Annotated in this window: 18 protein-coding genes; 11 read left to right on the forward strand and 7 right to left on the reverse strand. The window is 72.2% G+C overall.

The genetic code is table 11. From position 1 onward, the window contains the following. Window positions 1-45 precede the first annotated feature (45 nt). Together KZC52_RS16585 and KZC52_RS16590 are read left to right on the forward strand one after the other, a co-directional pair. Window positions 46-702, forward strand: a complete 657-nt coding sequence (locus KZC52_RS16585) for an alpha/beta hydrolase (protein ID WP_247625227.1) — start codon at window positions 46-48, stop codon at window positions 700-702. 269 nt (window positions 703-971) lie between these two features. Further along, complete coding sequence (locus KZC52_RS16590; RefSeq protein ID WP_247625228.1) at window positions 972-2,573, forward strand: ABC-F family ATP-binding cassette domain-containing protein; 1,602 nt, start codon at window positions 972-974, stop codon at window positions 2,571-2,573. A gap of 15 nt (window positions 2,574-2,588) precedes the next feature. Here the strand turns inward: KZC52_RS16590 and KZC52_RS16595 are convergent, their stop codons facing one another. Together KZC52_RS16595 and KZC52_RS16600 are read right to left on the reverse strand one after the other, a co-directional pair. Further along, entirely contained in the window at window positions 2,589-3,659 is a 1,071-nt protein-coding gene (locus KZC52_RS16595) for a hypothetical protein (protein WP_247625229.1), read from the reverse strand. 44 nt (window positions 3,660-3,703) lie between these two features. Further along, window positions 3,704-4,111, reverse strand: a complete 408-nt coding sequence (locus KZC52_RS16600; RefSeq protein ID WP_247625230.1) for a DUF6157 family protein — start codon at window positions 4,109-4,111, stop codon at window positions 3,704-3,706. Window positions 4,112-4,180: 69 nt separating this feature from the next. Between KZC52_RS16600 and KZC52_RS16605 the strand changes: the two genes are divergently transcribed. The 6 genes from KZC52_RS16605 (at window position 4,181) to KZC52_RS16630 (ending at window position 12,721) form a co-directional block, all read left to right on the forward strand. Then, the gene (locus tag KZC52_RS16605; RefSeq protein WP_247625231.1) at window positions 4,181-8,926 is read left to right on the forward strand and encodes an ATP-dependent helicase; all 4,746 of its coding nucleotides are present in this window, start codon (window positions 4,181-4,183) and stop codon (window positions 8,924-8,926) included. A 63-nt stretch (window positions 8,927-8,989) separates the two neighbouring features. Continuing rightward, complete coding sequence (locus KZC52_RS16610; protein ID WP_247625232.1) at window positions 8,990-9,874, forward strand: EI24 domain-containing protein; 885 nt, start codon at window positions 8,990-8,992, stop codon at window positions 9,872-9,874. Beyond that, window positions 9,874-10,647, forward strand: a complete 774-nt coding sequence (locus KZC52_RS16615) for a DNA-formamidopyrimidine glycosylase family protein (protein ID WP_247625233.1) — start codon at window positions 9,874-9,876, stop codon at window positions 10,645-10,647. Before KZC52_RS16610 ends, KZC52_RS16615 begins: the two co-directional genes overlap by 1 nt. Before the next feature lie 82 nt (window positions 10,648-10,729). Continuing rightward, window positions 10,730-11,137 carry a DapH/DapD/GlmU-related protein gene (locus tag KZC52_RS16620; protein ID WP_247625234.1) on the forward strand — a complete coding sequence of 136 codons (408 nt, stop codon included), beginning with the start codon at window positions 10,730-10,732 and terminating at the stop codon, window positions 11,135-11,137. 56 nt (window positions 11,138-11,193) lie between these two features. Then, window positions 11,194-11,922 carry a LysR substrate-binding domain-containing protein gene (locus tag KZC52_RS16625; protein WP_247625235.1) on the forward strand — a complete coding sequence of 243 codons (729 nt, stop codon included), beginning with the start codon at window positions 11,194-11,196 and terminating at the stop codon, window positions 11,920-11,922. An 82-nt stretch (window positions 11,923-12,004) separates the two neighbouring features. Next, window positions 12,005-12,721 (forward strand): glutamine amidotransferase-related protein, encoded by a 717-nt coding sequence (locus KZC52_RS16630; RefSeq protein ID WP_247625236.1) that lies wholly within the window; start codon window positions 12,005-12,007, stop codon window positions 12,719-12,721. A gap of 45 nt (window positions 12,722-12,766) precedes the next feature. Here the strand turns inward: KZC52_RS16630 and KZC52_RS16635 are convergent, their stop codons facing one another. After that, complete coding sequence (locus KZC52_RS16635; RefSeq protein ID WP_247625237.1) at window positions 12,767-13,234, reverse strand: glutaminase; 468 nt, start codon at window positions 13,232-13,234, stop codon at window positions 12,767-12,769. Between the two features lie 94 nt (window positions 13,235-13,328). On the opposite strand from KZC52_RS16635, the gene purU reads away from it, so the two are divergent. Then, window positions 13,329-14,180: a formyltetrahydrofolate deformylase gene (purU, locus tag KZC52_RS16640; protein WP_247625238.1), complete on the forward strand. Its 852-nt coding sequence runs from the start codon at window positions 13,329-13,331 to the stop codon at window positions 14,178-14,180. Between the two features lie 22 nt (window positions 14,181-14,202). On the opposite strand, the gene KZC52_RS16645 is transcribed toward purU, so the two are convergent. Beyond that, complete coding sequence (locus tag KZC52_RS16645; protein WP_247625239.1) at window positions 14,203-15,255, reverse strand: NAD(P)H-dependent flavin oxidoreductase; 1,053 nt, start codon at window positions 15,253-15,255, stop codon at window positions 14,203-14,205. Window positions 15,256-15,308: 53 nt separating this feature from the next. Between KZC52_RS16645 and KZC52_RS16650 the strand changes: the two genes are divergently transcribed. Continuing rightward, on the forward strand, window positions 15,309-15,581 hold the full coding sequence (locus KZC52_RS16650; RefSeq protein ID WP_247625240.1) for a DUF6412 domain-containing protein: 273 nt from the start codon (window positions 15,309-15,311) through the stop codon (window positions 15,579-15,581). 72 nt (window positions 15,582-15,653) lie between these two features. Continuing rightward, entirely contained in the window at window positions 15,654-16,463 is an 810-nt protein-coding gene (locus KZC52_RS16655; RefSeq protein WP_247625241.1) for a YidC/Oxa1 family membrane protein insertase, read from the forward strand. Here the strand turns inward: KZC52_RS16655 and KZC52_RS16660 are convergent. From KZC52_RS16660 to KZC52_RS16670, 3 genes are all read right to left on the reverse strand, one after another. Beyond that, window positions 16,435-17,424: an EamA family transporter gene (locus tag KZC52_RS16660; protein ID WP_247625242.1), complete on the reverse strand. Its 990-nt coding sequence runs from the start codon at window positions 17,422-17,424 to the stop codon at window positions 16,435-16,437. The genes KZC52_RS16655 and KZC52_RS16660 overlap by 29 nt on opposite strands. Window positions 17,425-17,459: 35 nt before the next feature. Continuing rightward, window positions 17,460-18,344, reverse strand: a complete 885-nt coding sequence (locus KZC52_RS16665) for an SDR family oxidoreductase (protein ID WP_247625243.1) — start codon at window positions 18,342-18,344, stop codon at window positions 17,460-17,462. Window positions 18,345-18,480: 136 nt separating this feature from the next. Then, window positions 18,481-18,822, reverse strand: coding sequence for a DUF7882 family protein (locus KZC52_RS16670; RefSeq protein ID WP_247625244.1), 342 nt, complete (start codon window positions 18,820-18,822; stop codon window positions 18,481-18,483). Between the last annotated feature and the right edge of the window lie 48 nt (window positions 18,823-18,870).

Below are 18,870 nucleotides of genomic sequence, written 5' to 3' on the forward strand. Positions count from 1 at the left end.
CCGGGGGCCGGGCCGGTGTCGGCGACCCCTGGCAGGATGGACGGCATGAGCGAGGAGTTGACGATCGACGACGCCGCGACCCGGTGGGTGCCGGGCGACCGCACGGGCAAGCCGCTGCTGGTGCTGCTGCACGGCTACGGCGCCGACGAGCACGACCTCATCGGCCTGGCCCCGTATCTGCCCGCGGACATCGCCGTGGCATCCGTCGCTGCCCCCCTCGCCCCTCCGTTCCCGATGCCGGGCCGGTCCTGGTACCCCATCGAGGGTCTGAACGGTCGTCGGCCCGAAGACGTCACGGTCGCCGCCCGCGCGTTCCTCCGCTGGCTCGACGCCGTCGCCACCGACGCGTCGTCGGTGGCACTCCTCGGCTTCTCGCAGGGCGCGGCCGTCGCCCTCCAGACGCTGCGCCTCGCCCCTGAGCGGCTCGGCGCGGTCGTCGCCCTGAGCGGGTACGCCACCCCGGGCGACCTGCCCGGCGACGAGGCCCTGCGCGACCTGCGTCCGTCGGTGTTCTGGGGCCGCGGATCGGCCGACGACGTGATCCCCGAGGCGCTCATCACGCACACCTCGCTGTGGCTCCCCGACCACTCCACGCTCTCCGGCAGGGTATACACCGGGCTCACGCACAGCATCTCCGAGGAGGAGCTCGGCGACGTGCACCAGTTCCTCGCGCTCTGGCTCGAGGGCATCGCCGGCGAGTGACCCGCGCGGCCCTCGGTCACGGCGCTCCGGCGCGACACGCCCGGGTTGCACGACGGCATCCGCCGGGGGTATCGTCGTCACGTCCTGTCCGCCGTGTCTGGAAGTCCTTTGATCTGATCCGTCGCCGCCGCGCTCCTCTTTCCGCGCGCTGACCCGACGATCGCCGACTCCACCCGGCCGCTCTCCTCCCGCCTTCGACGGCGCCGCGCAGGAGACCCGCCGTGCAGGCCCGGTGTCAGTGCACCCTCGCACTCGACAGGAGACACACCGTGTCAACCCCCACCCTTCACGCATCGGTCACGCTCGACCGCCTCACCTTCGCCTGGCCCGACGGCTCCACCGCCCTCGATTCCGTGTCGGGCGCCTTCGGCGCGGGTCGCACCGGCCTCGTCGGCCGCAACGGCGCCGGAAAGTCCACCCTGCTCCGCCTCATCGCCGGCGAACTCGACCCGACGGCGGGCACGGTGACCACCACCGGTGACGTCGCGTACCTGCCGCAGCAGCTCACGCTCGCCGTCGAACGACGCGTCGCCGACCTGCTCGGGGTCACGGCGGCGCTCGATGCCGTCCGCGCGATCGCGGCCGGCGACGTCGACCCCGCCCACTTCGACGCGGTCGGCGACGACTGGGACATCGAGGCGCGAGCCGCGGCATCCCTCGCCGAGGCCGGTCTCTCGCCCGAGTTCCTCGACCGTCGCGTCGGGGAGCTCTCGGGCGGTGAGGCGGTGCTCGTGGCGATCGCCGGCATCCGTCTGCGGCGCGCCCCGATCACGCTCCTCGACGAACCCACCAACAACCTCGACCGCGACGCCCGCGCGAAGCTCGCCGCGATGGTGACCTCGTGGAAGGGCACGCTCATCGTCGTCAGCCATGACGTCTCGCTGCTCGACAGGATGGACGACACCGCCGAACTGTTCGGCCGCACGCTGAGCGTGTTCGGTGGACCGTACTCCGAATGGCGCGCGTGGCTGGACGCCGAGCAGGATGCCGCGCGACAGGCCGAGCGCGATGCCGCCCAGGTCGTGCGCAAGGAGAAGCGCCAGCGCATCGAGGCCGAGACCAAGCTCGCGCACCGTGCGCGCACGGCCCGCAAGGCCGAGATCGAGAAACGCGTGCCGAAGATCATCGCGCACGGCCGGAAGATGGCCGCGGAGGTGTCGGCCGGCAAGCTTCGCACCGAGGTCGGGGCGAAGGAGGATGCCGCGCGCGCCGCCCTCGACGAGGCGGGGCGCCGCGTGCGCTCCGAGGCGTCGATGAAGATCGAGCTGCCCGACCCGCAGGTCTCGCGCAGCCGCCGCATCGCCACGATCGCCGATGCGGAGAGGTCGTGGGTCGTGCAGGGCCCCGAGCGGGTCGCGCTGATCGGGCGCAACGGTGCAGGCAAGACGACCCTGCTGGAGCGCCTGGTCGCCGGGGCCGCGTCGGAGGACGGACGGGCGGTTGCCGCCGCGCACGTCGATCACATCGGCTACCTGCCGCAGCGGGTCGACGGCCTCGACGGGACGCTCACCGTGTTCGAGAACATCACCGCGGCCGCTCCGCACGTGCCCGAGAAGGAGTTGCGCAATCGGCTCGCACGCTTCCTCATCCGCGGCGCGACGGCCGACCGGCCGGTGGGGGCCCTGTCGGGAGGCGAGCGCTTCCGCGTCGCGCTGGCGACGCTGCTGCTGGCGGATCCCGCGCCGCAGCTCGTGGTGCTCGACGAGCCGACGAACAACCTCGACCTCGACACGGTCGACCAGCTCGTCGACGCGCTGACGGCGTACCGCGGCGCCGTGCTGGTCGTGAGCCACGACGACGCCTTCCTCTCCCGTCTCGCTCTCGATCTCACTCTCGAGATCGACGGCGAGGGGATGCTGCAGGAGGTGTGAGCGGCCGGAGCGCGCTCACTCGAAGGTCACGACGAGCGCGCTCCCGCTGACCTCGACCGTGCCGCTCGTTGACAGCTCGCCCTCGAAGGTCACCGGCTCCGCGGCATCCGCCGGGGCGTAGACGGCCCGGACGGCTCCTCCCCGTGCGACGAACAGCTCGCCGTCGAGCAGCAACTCGACGGTCGGGTACGTGTCGACGGTCCATTCGACCTCGACGGTGCGGGCGTCCAACGGCGCGCTCAACGGGCATCCGTCGACCCGCCAGGTGGTCTGCGTGGCGCACTCGTCGAGATGCGCGTCGACTTGGCGCTGCACCTCCTCCGAGAAGTTCGCGTTCGGGACGACGGCGACCTTCCGCGTTCCGTCCGGCGCGCCGGTGATGACGAGTTCGTCGATATCCGTCTCGTAGAACGTGTCATCGATCGCCGCGACCGGGTACACCGCCGGGTACAGCGCGAGCGGCAGGACCTCGCCCGAATCGACCGTCGGCGTCTCGACACCGCCGAGGAGGAACGCCGGGTCCTCCTCCGTGACGATGAAGCGGTCGGTCAGCGCAGTCCTGACCTGCCACTGCCCGGACTCCTCGTCGCGGGCGAGCGAGAGGGTCGTGTCGTGCCGCTCTCCCGCCAGGGCGAAGGACACGTCCACGCTCGTGACGCTCGCGGCGTCATCGGCGTCTGCGGGGGCATCGACGACGACGTCCCGAATCCGTTCGGTCGCGGCCCCGAGCACCTCGTCGGTCAGCATCGACGGGTCGTCCAGCTTCTCGATCTCCTGCGGCCGGGGTGCCACGAGAGCCGCGGCCGCGGTGGCGTCGCCGTCGGCGATGTGCTGGAGGTATTGCTCGGCGACCTCACCGGCGCTCGGCCCGCGGTTCGCACCGTTCACCGCCACCAGGACACCGGCGATCACCGCCGCGAGGACCGCGGCTCCGACGAACACCCACAGGAGGATCCACGCACCCGCGCGGGTACGGCGCGGCGGCCCGGGGTGCGCGCCGGGATGAGGCGGCGATGGATGCTGCGGCGTGGAATTCTGCGGCGCCGGAACGCCGTGGGCAGGCTGCGGTGCATGCGGATCGGTCATCGTCTCCCCCTGGTCGATCTGCACCCACCGTATCGGTCATGCCGTCAGGGCCGCCTGCTCCGCATCGCCCGCATGTGGGAGATCTCGGGGTCGGCGGCGTGGAGCGCATAGTCGTCGGATTCGCGCGCGACGAGGGCGACACGGCCCTGAGCGTCGTGGTGGAGGCCCCAGCCGTAGCGCTTGCCGAGCGGCGAGGAACGCAGGCAGGGGCGCCCGACGGAGAAGAACAGGGCACGCTCGACGGCGTCGTCGACGGCGATTCCCGCTCGCAGGGCAAACGTCTCGAACACCACGTCGTCCGACGTGCGGCCGTACGGATGCTCGGCGATCAGCCGGTAGTGCAGGGCGGCGATCGTGGGCTTCTCGCTCGCGGGCGGCTCGACCGCGTGATCGGTCGGGCAGTCCTCGGCGACCTCGATGAACGCGTCGTGGTAGTTCGTGGTGTGCGCCATGGATACAGCATGCGCCCCGCCTCCGACAACCGTCGAGCCCATGTCGGTGGCCCGGGCCAAGATGGACGTATGAGTGACGTGCTCGAGCGCTTCACCCCGCCCACGCAGGATTGGTTCCGGGGTGCGTTCCCCGCGCCCACTCCCGCGCAGGCGGGTGCGTGGGAGGCGATCTCGGCGGGCAAACACGCCCTCGTGGTCGCGCCCACGGGCTCGGGCAAGACGCTGTCGGCGTTCCTCTGGGCGATCGACAGCGTCTTCCGCGAGCGCATGGCCGAACCGGATGCACCCGCGAAGAAGAAGGACGACGCCCCGCGCACGCGCATCCTGTACATCTCGCCGCTCAAGGCGCTGGGCGTCGACGTCGAGCGCAATCTGCGCTCCCCGCTCGTCGGCATCGGGCAGTCGGCCCGGCGGCTCGGGGCTCCGTCGCCGACGGTGACCGTCGGTGTCCGCTCGGGCGACACCACCTCGAGCGACCGGCGCAAGCTGGTCTCCGATCCGCCCGACATCCTCATCACCACGCCCGAATCGCTCTACCTCATGCTCACGAGCCGCGCGGGAGAGACGCTGCGCGGCGTGCACACCGTCATCATCGACGAGGTGCACGCGGTCGCCGCCACCAAGCGCGGCGCCCACCTGGCGGTGAGCCTCGAACGCCTCGACGCGCTGCGGTCGTCGTACGGTGCCGAGGCCCCGGCGCAGCGCATCGGCCTCTCGGCGACCGTGCGCCCGATCGACGAGGTCGCCCGCTTCCTCGGCGGTTCCGCGCCCGTCGAGATCGTGGCGCCCCGGGCATCGAAGACCTTCGAGCTGGGCGTCGTCGTGCCGATGGACGACATGACGAATCCGCCGCCGCCTCCGGGCAGCGGTGCCGACTCCCCGACAGCGGATGCCGAGTACACCGAGGTGACGGGATCGGTCTGGCCGCACGTCGAGGAGGCGATCGTCGATCGCATCCTGCAGAACAACTCGACGATCGTGTTCGCGAACTCGCGCCGCCTCGCCGAGCGCCTGACCGGCCGGTTGAACGAGATCTACTCCGAGCGCACCGGTGTCGAGCTGCCCGACCAGACGGTCCCCGCCCAGATGATGGCGCAGGCGGGTGCCACCGCGGGCGCCGATCCCGTGCTGGCCAAGGCGCACCACGGCTCTGTCTCGAAGGAGCAGCGCGCTCTCGTCGAGGAGGAGCTCAAGTCGGGCGTGCTGCGCTGCGTCGTCGCGACGAGCAGCCTCGAACTCGGCATCGACATGGGGGCCGTCGACCTCGTCATCCAGGTCGAGGCTCCACCGTCGGCGGCATCGGGCCTCCAGCGCGTCGGCCGGGCCGGGCACCAGGTCGGCGAGATCAGCCGCGCGGCGCTGTTCCCGAAGCACCGGGGTGACGTGCTGCACACCGCGATCGTGACCGAGCGGATGCTCGCGGGCAAGATCGAGGCCATCCAGGTGCCCCGCAACCCGCTCGACATCCTCGCCCAGCAGACCGTCGCGGCGAGCGCGCTGGGAGCGATCAGCGTCGAGGAGTGGTTCGACACGGTGCGCCGCTCGGCGCCGTTCCAATCGCTCCCGCGGTCGGCGTACGAGGCGACGCTCGATCTGCTCGCCGGGCGCTTCCCGTCCGACGAGTTCGCCGAGCTGCGCCCGCGCCTGGTCTGGGATCGCGACGCCGGCACGCTCACGGGGCGTCCGGGCGCGCAGCGCATCGCGGTCACGAGCGGCGGCACGATCCCCGACCGCGGGCTGTTCGGGGTGTTCGTGGCGGGCGAGTCGACGGGCGCCCGGGTCGGCGAGCTCGACGAGGAGATGGTCTACGAATCACGCGTGGGCGATGTGTTCACGCTCGGCACGACCAGCTGGCGGATCGCCGAGATCACGCACGACCGCGTGAACGTGATCCCCGCGTACGGCCAGCCCGGCAAGGTGCCGTTCTGGCACGGCGACGGCATCGGGCGACCGTTCGAACTGGGCGAGGCCCTCGGCGCGTTCTCGCGCGAGGTGTCGGCGGCGACCCCCGAGAAGGCGGCGCAGCGCCTCATCGACGCCGGGCTCGACGAGCAGGCCCGCGCGAATCTGCTCGCCCACCTCAGCGAGCAGCGCGAGGCCACGGGCACCCTCCCGACCGACCGCACGCTCACGGTCGAGCGCGGCCGCGACGAGGTCGGCGACTGGCGCGTGATCCTGCACTCCCCCTACGGCATGAAGGTGCACGCACCGTGGGCGCTGGCGATCAACGCCCGGGTGCGCGAACGCCTGGGCGTCGAGGGGTCTGCGGTCGCGAGCGACGACGGCATCATCGTGCGCATCCCGGATGCCGAGGCCGAACCGCCCGGCGCCGAGCTGTTCGTCTTCGACCCCGACGAGATCGAGCACCTGGTGACCGAGGAGGTCGGAGGCTCGGCGCTCTTCGCCTCACGCTTCCGCGAGTGCGCGGCTCGTGCGCTGCTCATGCCGCGCACCAACCCCAACCGCCGCACCCCGCTCTGGCAGCAGCGCCAGCGCTCGGCGCAGCTGCTCGAGGTGGCGCGCCGGCATCCGACGTTCCCGGTGATCCTCGAGACGCTCCGCGAAGTGCTGCAGGACGTCTACGACCTGCCCTCGCTGCGGCGGCTCGCGACCTCGATCGCCGATCGGCGCATCCGCCTCGTCGAGACGCAGCCCGCGCAGCCCTCGCCGTTCGCCCGCGACCTGCTCTTCGGCTACGTGGGCGCGTTCATGTACGAGGGCGACTCCCCGCTCGCCGAGCGCCGGGCCGCCGCGCTCTCGGTCGATCCCGCCCTGCTGGGCGAGCTGCTCGGCACCGTCGAGCTGCGCGAGCTGCTCGATCCCGAGGTCATCGTCCAGTCCGAACGCGAAGCGCAGCGCCTCGACCCCGAGCGCCGCGCGCGCGGACTCGAGGGCACGGCCGATCTGCTGCGCCTGCTCGGACCGCTCGACGCCGCCGAGGTCGCCGCGCGGCTCGCGCCGGAGGGCGATCGCGAAGCGGACGCCGATCGCGGACCGGACGACGATCACGAACCGAACGAGGCCGTCGCCGCGGCCCACCTCGACGCGCTCGTGCAGGCCCGGCGCGCCATCCCCGTGACGATCGCCGGGGTGCAGCGCATCGCGGCGATCGAAGACGCCGGGCGCCTCCGCGATGCGCTCGGCGCGGCGCTCCCCACCGGCATCCCGGTCGCGTTCCTCGAGCCGCTCGCCGATCCGCTCGGCGACCTCGTCGCGCGTCACGCGCGCACCCACGGCCCCTTCACGACGGATGCCGTCGCCACCCGCTTCGGCATCGGCGCGGCGGTCGCGCGGCACACGCTCCAGCGGCTCGAGAATGCGGGCCGTCTCACGAGCGGTTACTTCCTGCCCGAGGCATCGGCCCCGGCCACCGGCTCCTCCGGGGCGGCGGGAGCGGGTGCAGGAACCCGGGACGACATCGAGTGGTGCGACACCGAGGTGCTGCGCCGCCTGCGTATGCGGTCGCTGGCTGCCATCCGCGGCAGCGTCGAACCGGTCTCGCCCGAAGCGTACGCGCGCTTCCTGCCCGACTGGCAGCACCTCACCCGCCCGCTCGAGGGCATCGACGGCGTGCTCGCCGTGATCGAGCAGTTCGCCGGGGTGCCCATCCCCGCGAGCGCCTGGGAGTCGTTGGTGCTGCCCTCCCGTGTGCGGGACTACACCCCGGGCATGCTCGACGAACTCACCTCCTCGGGAGAGGTCATCTGGTCGGGGCACGGCACTCTCCCCGGACGCGACGGATGGGTGTCGCTGCACCCCGCCGATCTCGCGCCGTTCACCCTTCCCGAGCCCGACGCGGAGATCGCGACCGACTCGCTCGAAGCCCGTCTGCTCGGGGCTCTCGGCGGGCCGGGTGCACGCGACGACGCCGCGACCCCCGGGGCCGGCGGGAGCATCGGGGTGGCCGGTGGGATCGGCGGTGCGTACTTCGCGGCGCAGCTCAAGGAGATGACCGGTGCCGAGAACGAGCAGTCGGTGCTCGAGGCGCTGTGGTCGCTCACCTGGTCGGGGCACGTCACCAACGACACGTTCGCTCCGATCCGCTCGCTCCTCGGGGGCGGGTCGCAGGCGCACCGGGTGACCCGCCGCGCCCCGCGCACGCGCACGTACCGTGGCGTCTCCCTGGGACGCACCCCCGCGCGCCCCACCGCGATCGGCGGACGCTGGTCGCTCCTCCCCGCCGCCGAGACCGACCCCGCCCGCCGTGCGACCGTGACCGCCGGGCTCCTGCTCGACCGCTACGGCGTCGTGACGCGCGGTGCCGTGCAGGCCGAGGGCGTACCGGGCGGGTTCGCCCAGGCGTACCGGGTGCTCGCCGGCTTCGAGGAGGCCGGGCACTGCCGCCGCGGCTACGTGATCGAGAAGCTGGGGGCGGCGCAGTTCGCGGCATCCGCCACCGTCGACCGCCTGCGCACGTTCGCGGGTCTCGCCGACCCGCCGCCCCGCAAGGCCGTCACCCTCGCCGCGACCGACCCAGCGAACCCCTACGGGGCGGCCCTCGGCTGGCCGCGCCGCGACGGCGTCTCGCACCGCCCCGGGCGCAAGGCCGGCGGGCTCGTGGTCATCGTCGACGGCGCGCTCGTGCTGTACCTCGAGCGCGGCGGGCGCACGGTTCTGTCCTTCACCGACGACGCCGAGGTGCTGCGCGCCGCCGCCGCCGACCTCGCCGCCACCGCCCGCGCTCGACGGCTCGACACTCTCACCGTCGAGAAGATCGACGGAGAGGGCGTCTACGGCACCCCGCTCGCTCTCGCCCTGCAGGATGCCGGGTTCGTCGCGACACCGCGCGGTTTCACGCTCCGCAAGGCGGTGTGACCCGCACCCGCCTCTGCCCGCCCGCCACCGCCCGCTCATCCGCCCCCCTCTACTGTGAGAGTCATGATCCGAGAGTTCGTCACCGGCGTCCGCCTTCTGCTGCGCGGGTTCTCCGTATGGCGCACCCGCCCCGGACTCATGGCGCTGGGGCTCGTGCCGGCGGTCATCGCCCTCGTGCTGCTCATCGCCGCGATCCTCCCGCTGGTGCTGGGCATGGGGTCGATCACGGCGTGGGCCACGCCCTTCGCCGACGGCTGGGTCGAGCCCTGGCGGTCGTTGTTCCGCACCGCGGTCGGGTTCGTCATCGTCGCCGCCGCCGTCTTCCTCGCGAGCGCCGTGTTCACGGCCCTGACCCTCACCATCGGCGATCCCTTCTATCAGCGCATCTGGCACGCGGTCGAGGTCGACCTCGGCGATCCGCCGCCGACCGACGGCGGCAGTTTCTGGACGACGATCGGCGAGGGCCTGCGCCTCGTGGTGCTGGGCGTGCTCATCGCGATCGTGGTGCTGATCGCCGGCCTCCTGCCCCTCGTGGGCGGTTTCGTCGGCCCCGTGCTCGGCGTGGTCCTCTCGGGACGCCTCCTCGCACGCGAACTCACCGGGCGCGCGTTCGACGCCCGAGACCTCACCCCCGCCGACCGCGCCGCTCTGTTCGCGGGCAGCCGAGCGCGCGTGCTCGGCTTCGGCGTCGCCACCCAGCTCTGCTTCCTCGTGCCCGGCGGTGCCGTCGCGGTCATGCCCGCCGCCGTCGCCGGTTCGACGATGCTCAGCCGCAGCATGCAGGAACGCAGCCGCAGCATGCAGGAACGCAGCCGCAGCATGCAGGAACGCAGCCGCAGCATGCAAGAACGCAGCCGCAGCATGCAGGAACGCAGCCGCAGCATGCATAACCACGACGTTGCCGCGCCGAGCGCTCCCCCGCCCCCGCCCCCGGCCGGACCCCGCTGATGCCCGAGGGAGATACCGTCTTCCGCACGGCGCGGCGGCTCGACGAGGCGTTGGCCGGTGGCACCGTGACGCGATTCGACCTGCGGGTGCCGCGCTTCGCGACCGCCGATCTCACGGGCCAGACGGTGCACGGAGCGGCACCTCGGGGCAAGCATCTGCTCCTGCGCATCGGCGAGAGCACGCTGCATTCCCATCTGCGCATGGACGGTGCGTGGTTCGTCTACCGACCGGGTGAGAAGTGGCGGCATCCGGCGTTCAAGGTCCGCGCGATCGTCGGCACGGCCGAGCGCGAAGCGGTCGGCGTCGACATCGCCGAGATCGAGTTGGTGCCCACCCGCGACGAAGACGATCTCGTGGGCTACCTCGGCCCCGATCCGCTCTCCGCCGACTGGAATCCCGCAGAGGCGGCCCGGCGCATCTCGGCCGATGCGCGCAGCATCCACGTCGCCCTGCTCGACCAGCGCAACGTGGCGGGCTTCGGCAACGAGTACGCCGCGGAACTCCTGTTCCTGCGGGGAATCCTGCCGACCACGCCGGCCGCGGAGGTCGACGCCGCGGCCCTACTCGACCTCGGCACGCGCACAATCCGCGCCAACCGCGACCGCCGCAACCGCACGTTCACCGGGATCGATCGGCCGGGCCAGGCCACCTGGGTCTACGGCCGCGCGGGGCGACCGTGCCGACGGTGCGGAACGCTCATCCGACGGGGCGAACAGGGCGCGGATCCGACGCGTGAGCGCATCACCTTCTGGTGCCCCGTGTGCCAGCGCTGACCGGTTCCATACCGGGGAATGAATCCCGTAGGCGCGTGGTTATTGATAGCACTGGGGAAAACCCCGGAGCACGGGAGGAATCGTGGGCAAGAACTACGTCGACATCGAGAACGACCGAGGCGACACGCTGCGCTACCGCAAGCACGCCAACGGCCGAGGACTCGTCGCGCACGGCGCGAAGGTGCACCCGAAGGCGCACATCGAAGCCGGCGCCTACATCGAACCCGGCGCACGCATCGGCGCCGGAGCCACCATCGCGCGCGGCGCGTGGATCGAACCGGATGCCGTGATCGGCGACGGAGCGCACATCGAGGCGCACGCGCACATCGGAGAGGGCGCGGCCGTCGGCGATGGCGCGCACATCGGCGTCCGCACCGAGATCGGCGCGGGCGCACGCATCGTGCGCGGCGCACGCATCGGTGACGACGAGACGGTCGCGGCCGGTCTCACCGTCGCGACGAACCGCAAGGGCCTCTGGCTCGCCGCCTGACGCACCACTGACCACCGCGGCACCCGACCGCGCGGTCGCCGGATACCCTTGATCGCATGGCGACTCAGGGACGGCGACCGCAGCGGCGCCCGCAGAAGACGACGAAGCCGCCGCAGCAGAAGCGCCGCCCCGGCCAGCCGAAGCAGGCGAAGAAGGTCGTCTTCGATGCCCCGGCCTCCGTTCCGGAGGAGCCGCGCACCTTCCGCCTCGGCGTCGTACCCGGCGCGACGCCGGGCAAGTGGATCGATGCCTGGAAGCAGCGCATGCCGCATGTCCCGCTCGAGGTCGTGCCGGTCGAGGTTGCCGATCAGGATGCCGCGATCGACGGGCTCGACGCCGCCCTCGTGCGCCTGCCGCTCGGGGCGGACACCGTCGACACGCTGCACGTCATCCCGCTGTACGACGAGGTTCCCGTGGTCGTCGCATCGATCGAGTCGCACCTGCTCGCCGCCGACCAACTCCGACTCGAAGATCTCGCCGGCGAAGTGCTCATCGCGCTGACCGACGACACCCTGCCCGCGATCGACGCACCGGGTGCCCTCGCGCCGCGTTTCGCGCCCCTGTCCACCGCCGAGGCCATCGTCACCGCGGCGACCGGTACCGGCGCCGTGGTCGTGCCCATGTCGCTCGCGCGCCTGCACCACCGCAAGGACGCCGACTACCGCCCGCTCGTCGACGGCCCGACCTCGACCGTCGCCCTCGCCTGGGTGCGCGAGCGCACGACGCCCGACGTCGAGACGTTCGTCGGCATCGTCCGCGGCCGCACGGCACAGTCGTCGCGGTGAGCGCAGTCGTCGCGGTGAGCGCCGTCGTCACGGTGAGTCACCGCCGACCGGCCGGCCGCCGCGCCCTCGTTAGAATCTTCTGATGTCCTCGCTTCTCTACGTCTGCGTGCGACCCGAGATCGGGGCCGCGGATGCCGAGCACGCCTCGTTCCGGCGCGCGCTCGGCGTGGACGTCGTCGATCGCCTCGATCTTCTCGACGAGCCCCTCGACGAGAAGCGTCTGCAGGGCTACCGCGGGATCGTCGTCGGCGGTTCGCCGTTCAACGTCTCCGACACCGTGAAGTCCGCCGTGCAGCTGCGGGTCGAGGCCGACCTCGAGCGCATCGCCCGCCGCGCGATCGCGGCCGAGACCGCCGTGTTCTTCACCTGCTTCAGCATCGGCGTCGTCACCCGCCTGCTCGGCGGCGAGGTCGCCACCTCGACTCCGGAATCGGCGAGCGCGACCGTGATCCGCACGACGGATGCCGGAGCCGCCGACCCCGTGTTCGGTCCGAGCGCACCCGCGCTCACCGTCTTCACCGCGCACAAGGAAAGCGCCGCCGCGCTCCCGCCGGGGGCCGAACTGCTCGCGACGAACGACTCCTGCCCGGTGCAGGCGTACCGCGTGGGCACGCACCTGTACGCCGCGCAGTTCCACCCGGAGCCCACGCCGCGCGACTTCGCCGACCGCATGACGTTCTACCGCACGACCGGGTACTTCGATCCGGCGGAGTTCGATCGCGTACAGGGGCAGGTACTGGCGGCATCAGTCACCGAGGGCGCCGAGCTGCTGCGCCGCTTCGCCGAGACGTTCGCCTGAGCCGAGCGTCCGTGGCGTCCGCCCGCGACCACTGGACGCGCGCGACTAGCTCGCCCCGCGCAGCAGTTCGACGCGCTCCCGCAGGTATGCCTCGAGCGGCATGAAGCCCCCGGCGGCGCTCCATCGCACCGAGGGGATGCCGTCGACCAGCGCGAGCGGCCCGGAGGCTCCCCCGGCATCCACCGCGTCGACGTCGATCACGCTCCACCCGACGTGCACGACCTCGCCCTCGTCGAAGCCGCCCTTGAGGGCTTCGGCACGGCGCTCGGCGCGTTCGCGCGCCGACTCGGCCGTGTAGCCGCGGCGACCGGGGTCGGCAGCGCGGAGCACCTCGGCGGTCGCGAGCGCGTGCGTGTCGGTGAGCAGCAGCACGCCCAGGTGCCAGGCCTCGCCGACGCGCACGATCCGCTTGCCCCGCCAACGGGAGTCGCGCTCCTCGCCGAGCCCCTCCTTCGGGGCGCCCGCGAGGTCGGCGACCGCGCGGGTCAGCAGGTCGGAAGCGGTCGGATGCATCCCTCCAGGCTAGCGAGCGGTGGCTCGTGACGGGCGCGATTCGCCGGGAGGGCCGCTCGCACGGCAGAATCGATGCACACCCCGAGGAGACGCCATGTCACAGCCCGATACCGCTCGCCTTCTGATCGCGTGCGACGACCAGCCCGGCATCGTCGCGGCCGTCGCCAACGTGCTGGCCGAGCACGGAGCGAACATCATCTCGCTCGATCAGCACTCGACGGACTCCGAGGGCGGGCGCTTCTTCCAGCGCACCGTCATCCACCTGCCGGGCCTCGCCGCTGCCCGCCCTGCGCTCGAGGCGAGCATCGCGCAGGTCGCCGAGCGCTTCTCGATGGAGTGGTCGCTGCACGACGTCTCCCGCCGCAAGCGCGTCGCGATCTTCGTGTCGAAGTACGACCACTGCCTCATGGAGCTGCTGTGGCGCACGCAGCGTGGTCAGCTCGACATCGACATCACGATGGTCATCTCGAACCACCCCGACCTCGCCGAGTCGGTGCGATCGTTCGGTGTGCCGTTCGTGCACATCCCCTCGGGCGACAAGGGAGCCATGGAGTCCCGTCAGCTCGAACTGCTGCAGGGCAACGTCGATCTGGTGGTGCTCGCACGCTACATGCAGATCCTCACCGACGACTTCATCGAGCGCATCGGCGCCCCGGTCATCAACATCCACCACTCGTTCCTGCCGGCCTTCATCGGCGCGAACCCTTACGCACGGGCGAAGGATCGCGGCGTGAAGCTCATCGGTGCGACGGCGCACTACGCCACGGCCGACCTCGACGAGGGGCCGATCATCGAGCAGGACGTCACGCGCGTGACGCACGGCGAGTCCGCCGCCGACCTGCAGAGCCGCGGCGCCGAGGTCGAGCGTCTCGTGCTCGCCCGCGCGGTGCAGTGGCACGCCGAGGACCGCGTGATCGTGCACGGCCGCTCAACCGTCATCCTCTAGACAGACAGCTCGCCGGCAGGCGTCACCCCCGCGGAACGCCCGCGCGGAGTTCGGCGAACACCTCGCCCGCCGTCTCGAGGTGCACGAGCGGTGCGGCCTGCCCCATCCACAGCGACTGCAGCTCGCCGAACCCCTGCTCCCCCGCAGCCGCGCGGAACTTCCCGGTCAGCCAGTTCTGCATCGGGAACGGCGCGATGGTGCCGCTCGCCTCGATCGCGCGCACGGCTCGATTGCGGGCGCCGCGCGCGAGTCGTCCGCTCATCGCGCGGGTGAGCACGGTCTCGTCGGCGGCCGTCGCGTGGATCGCCGCCCGGTGCGCGGCGGTGACCGCCGACTCGTCGGTCGCGAGGAACGCGGTGCCCACCTGCACCCCGCTCGCCCCCAGCGCGAAGGCCGCGGCCACTCCGCGACGATCGGCGATGCCGCCGGCGGCGATGACGGGCACCGAGACCGCGTCGACGACCTGCGGCACGAGCGCGAACGTGCCGACGAGGGATTCCTCGGCGGGCCGCAGGAACGACACCCGGTGGCCCGCCGCCTCCATGCCGGTCGCGACGATCGCGTCGACACCGCCCGCCTCCAGCGCTACGGCCTCGGCGACCGTCGTGGCGGTTCCGACGACGCGGATGCCGCGGCGGTGCGCTTCGTCGACCACCTCGGCGCCGGGCACACCGAAGACCACGCTGAGCACGGCGGGGGCGACCTCCCAGATCGCGTCGAGCTGCTCGTCGAGCGGGGCGAGGTACCGGTCCGGTCGAGCCGGCGTCTCGATGCCGACCGCGTCGTAGAACGGCTGCAGCGCCTGGGCGAAGATCATGTGCTGGGCGTTCGGCTCGACCTCGTCGCCCGTGGGCAGCCAGACGTTGAGTGCGAAGGGTCGGCTGGTGGCCGCGCGGAGCTCGGCTCCGACGGCGCGGATGCGGTCGCCGTCGTAGCCGTAGAGACCGAACGACCCGAGCCCGCCCGCCTCGCTGACCGCCGCGGCGAGCGCGACCGACGACAGCCCGCCGAACGGCCCCTGCACGATGGGATGCTCGACACCGACAAGCTCACGAAGGCCACGCAGATCACTCATGCTCCGAGCCTATTCCCGCCCTCGCGCCCAGGGCCCGGTGCTACCCTCGCAGCATGGGCGAGTGGATCGAGCGGATGCTGAGCGTGCTGCTCGCGACCCTCGGTCTCGTCGCGATGCCGGATGCCGCCGCCCTCGGTGTGGCCATCGCCGTCATCGCCGTGACCGCCCTCGTGCTGGCCGTCGCGCTGAGCATCCGCACGACCGTCGACGCCCGCGCCCCGCATCCGTGGCGCGCGATCGATGCGTCCGCGCTGCTCGCGCAGAGCGATCCCGATGCGGCCGGTCACCCGCGTCCGCGAGCGCCGGGAGTCGCGATCCCCGCGTAGTCCTCCGCCCGGGAACGGGAGGGACCACGCGGCTTTCGCCGACCCCTCCCGACCTCATGAACGGACACTCCGATGGATCTCTTCGCTTTCCCGCCCCTCGCCGCCCTCCTCGACGCCGCCTACGGCGCCCTCGCCGGGCTCTCCACCCTGCTCGAACCCCTCGCCGGGGCATCCGCCGCCGCTCTGGCGGTCGTGCTCGTCACCCTGCTCGTGCGCTCCCTGCTCATCCCGGTCGGCTTCTCGACCGCCAAGGCCGAGCAGACGCGCACCCGCCTCGCCCCGAAGCTGCGCGACCTGCAGCGCCGCCACAAGAAGAATCCCGAGCGGCTCCAGAAGGAGATGCTCGCGCTCTACCGCGACGAGAAGACCTCACCGTTCGCGGGCATGCTCCCGGTGCTCGCGCAGGCCCCGGTCGTCGGCATCCTGTACACGCTGTTCATCCGCCCGGAGATCGCCGGGCACCCGAACGACCTGCTCACCCACGACCTGTTCGGGGCACCGCTGGGGACGAGCCTCGTCTCCGCGGTGTTCGGGGGCACGGCGACGCCTGCGACGTTCCTCGTGTTCGGGGCGCTGCTGCTCGTGATCATCGCGACCGCGGAGGTCACGCGCCGCGTGTTCCGCCCCGCTCCCGTCGACGACGACTCGTCGATGGGCGCGGCGATGAACTCCCCCGCGATGCAGCGCGTGTTCGGGTCGCTCCACTACCTGACGGCCGTGTTCGCGGTGTTCGTGCCGCTCGCCGCGGCGCTGTACCTGACGGTCACGGTCGTGTGGACGCTCGTCCAGCGGATGCTGCTGCGTCGCCGTTACCCGCTCGCGACCACCGGCACGGCGGACGCGGCAGCGCCGGTCAGTCGGGCAGGGGTATCGGCGCGGTGAACACCCCGGTCTCGGGATCGTTCCGGCGATCGGAGCCGGGAACCGCGCCCGGCTCGGTCGTGGAATCGGATGCGGACGCGGCGTCGTCCGCCCGCCGACGCGCGCGCCGGATGCCGAGGGTGGTCCCGATGCTCGCGGCGACGACGAGGGCGATCGCGAGGAGGCGCAGAGGCGACGCGTCCTGACCGAGGATGAGCCACCCCGCCAGCGTCGCGAAGGCGGGCTCCAGGCTCAACAGCACCCCGAACACCCGTTGCGGCAGACGGCGCAGCGCCGCGAGTTCGAAGCTGTAGGGGATCACCGACGACAGCACGGCGGTGATCCCCGCCAGCAGCAGGAGCTGCGGGTCGGCGGCGACGACGGTCGCGGTGGGGATGCCGACCGGGAGCAGCAGCACGGCGGCGACGACGAGCCCCATCGCGAGCCCGCCGCTGCCCGGGATCACCGCCCCGACCTTCGCGCTGGTGCGGATGTACATGGCCCAGAATCCGGCGGCGATGAGGATGAACACCACGCCGAGCGGATCGAGCGGTTCGGCGCCGACGACACCGTCGACGAAGAGCAGACCCATGCCGATCACCGCGACGCCGACCCAGACGGCATCCGGAAGCCTGCGGGTGAGCACGGCCGCCAGCACGAGGGGGCCGAGGAACTCGATCGCGACGGCGGGTCCCAGGGGGATGCGGTCGATCGCGGCGTAGAAGAAGCCGTTCATCGCGGCCAGCGAGAGCCCGAACAGCAGCGCCGCGGCCCACTGCTGTCGCGTCCAGCGCCGGGGGCGCGGGCGCACGATGACGAGCAGGAGGAGGGCGGCGATCGCCACGCGCAGCGACGTCACACCCCAGGGGCCGAGCACCGGGAAGAGCTGTGCCGCGACGGCCGCCCCGAAGGGCAGCGACAGGCAGGAACCGATGACGAGGGCGACGCCCGTCAGGGTCCGGGACGACGCGGATTTCTGCACTCCTCCAGCGTAGCTCCGCGCCGCCCCGCGCGATCTCAGAGGTGCTTGCCCCCGGTGACCGGCAGCACGATGCCCGAGGTGTACGACGACTCCGCGGACGCGAGGTACACGTACGCCCCCGCGAGCTCCGCCGGCTGCCCGGCGCGACCCAGCGGGGTGTCCTGGCCGAAGGTCGCGAGGCGCTCCTCGTCCCAGCCGGTGGCGGGGATCAGCGGCGTCCAGATCGGCCCCGGCGCGACGGCGTTCACCCGGATGCCGCGGGGACCCGCCTCTTCGGCGAGAGCCTGCACGAACGCGACCTGCGCGGCCTTCGTCATCGCGTAGTCGATGAGTCCGGGCGAGGGGTTGTACGCCTGGACCGAGGCGGTCACGATGATGCTCGCCCCCGGCTCGAGCTCGGGGAAGGCGGCGCGGGCGGTTAGCAGCATCCCCTCCAGGTTCGTCTCGAACACTCGGCGCATGCGATCGGGGTCGATCGACTCGAACCCGTCGATGTCGTGCTGATACCCGGCGTTGAGCACGAGCACGTCGAGACCGCCCAGCGCCTCGCGGGTGTGCGACACGATCGCGGCGGCGAACTCGTCGTTGCGGAGGTCTCCGGCGAGGCTCACGCCGGTGCGCCCCGCGTCGCGGATCAGCCGAACCGTATCGTCGGCATCCGCCTGCTCCTCCGGCAGATGCGCGATCGCGACATCGGCGCCCTCGCGGGCGAACGCGATCGCCGCCGCGCGGCCGATGCCCGAATCGCCGCCGGTGATCAGGGCTCGCCGTCCGTCGAGCCGGCCGTGGCCGACGTAGCTCGCCTCTCCGTGATCGGGGGTCGGCAGGGTCAGCCCGGTGAGGCCCGGCTGGTCCTGTTGCTGCGCCGGGAAGCCCTCTTCGCGGTGCGCGTGTCGGGGGTCGGTCGTGGAGTCGGTCATCTCGTCACCTGGGTTCCGTATCGTCGGTCTCGGTGCGCAGAAGTCTGGTTGCGCGAGATACCGACGATGCCGTCACGGCCCACCCGATTCCAGGGGGTTGACAGGCGGATGCTCCGACGAGGGGCCGCGCTCAGCTCTAGGGCGCCGCCGGGATCTCGGTCGTCGTCGGCGCCTCACCGTTCTCGGCCGGCTCGGGCACGAGGTACAGACCGCTGGGAGCGTTGGCCGTGAAGGCGAGTGCTTCGATCCACGCGCGGTTGATCGACGGCTGGCGGCTGCCGAAGTACTTGAAGACCAGCGAGCTCGCCGGCTGGATCCACACGGTCGTGCGGCCGCCGCCGACGCTCGCGTCTTCGCGCCAGCTGAACGGGAACGGCTCGCCCCGGCGCAGCTTCGCGGTGATGACGAGTTGCAGGTGCGTGAGCGCCCGGTCCTCGATCTCGGTCTTGACTCCGCCTTCGTAGACGAACTTCCCCATCAGGTGCTCCTCGGTGCGATGCTTCGGTTCTCCGACCCGGCCGTCGGG

Origin of the sequence: Microbacterium galbinum (assembly GCF_023091225.1) — a bacterium.
Classification (GTDB): Bacteria; Actinomycetota; Actinomycetes; order Actinomycetales; family Microbacteriaceae; genus Microbacterium; species Microbacterium galbinum.

What these genes read in the sequence shown, in the direction of transcription:
- KZC52_RS16635 (WP_247625237.1), bottom strand. Translation starts at nt 13,234, where the DNA reads ATGCATCCGACCGCTTCCGACCTGCTGACCCGCGCGGTCGCCGACCTC.
- KZC52_RS16655 (WP_247625241.1), top strand. Translation starts at nt 15,654, where the DNA reads ATGGATCTCTTCGCTTTCCCGCCCCTCGCCGCCCTCCTCGACGCCGCC.
- KZC52_RS16650 (WP_247625240.1), top strand. Translation starts at nt 15,309, where the DNA reads ATGGGCGAGTGGATCGAGCGGATGCTGAGCGTGCTGCTCGCGACCCTC.
- KZC52_RS16595 (WP_247625229.1), bottom strand. Translation starts at nt 3,659, where the DNA reads ATGACCGATCCGCATGCACCGCAGCCTGCCCACGGCGTTCCGGCGCCG.
- purU (WP_247625238.1), top strand. Translation starts at nt 13,329, where the DNA reads ATGTCACAGCCCGATACCGCTCGCCTTCTGATCGCGTGCGACGACCAG.
- KZC52_RS16625 (WP_247625235.1), top strand. Translation starts at nt 11,194, where the DNA reads ATGGCGACTCAGGGACGGCGACCGCAGCGGCGCCCGCAGAAGACGACG.
- KZC52_RS16665 (WP_247625243.1), bottom strand. Translation starts at nt 18,344, where the DNA reads ATGACCGACTCCACGACCGACCCCCGACACGCGCACCGCGAAGAGGGC.
- KZC52_RS16670 (WP_247625244.1), bottom strand. Translation starts at nt 18,822, where the DNA reads ATGGGGAAGTTCGTCTACGAAGGCGGAGTCAAGACCGAGATCGAGGAC.
- KZC52_RS16645 (WP_247625239.1), bottom strand. Translation starts at nt 15,255, where the DNA reads ATGAGTGATCTGCGTGGCCTTCGTGAGCTTGTCGGTGTCGAGCATCCC.
- KZC52_RS16610 (WP_247625232.1), top strand. Translation starts at nt 8,990, where the DNA reads ATGATCCGAGAGTTCGTCACCGGCGTCCGCCTTCTGCTGCGCGGGTTC.
- KZC52_RS16630 (WP_247625236.1), top strand. Translation starts at nt 12,005, where the DNA reads ATGTCCTCGCTTCTCTACGTCTGCGTGCGACCCGAGATCGGGGCCGCG.
- KZC52_RS16605 (WP_247625231.1), top strand. Translation starts at nt 4,181, where the DNA reads ATGAGTGACGTGCTCGAGCGCTTCACCCCGCCCACGCAGGATTGGTTC.
- KZC52_RS16600 (WP_247625230.1), bottom strand. Translation starts at nt 4,111, where the DNA reads ATGGCGCACACCACGAACTACCACGACGCGTTCATCGAGGTCGCCGAG.
- KZC52_RS16615 (WP_247625233.1), top strand. Translation starts at nt 9,874, where the DNA reads ATGCCCGAGGGAGATACCGTCTTCCGCACGGCGCGGCGGCTCGACGAG.
- KZC52_RS16585 (WP_247625227.1), top strand. Translation starts at nt 46, where the DNA reads ATGAGCGAGGAGTTGACGATCGACGACGCCGCGACCCGGTGGGTGCCG.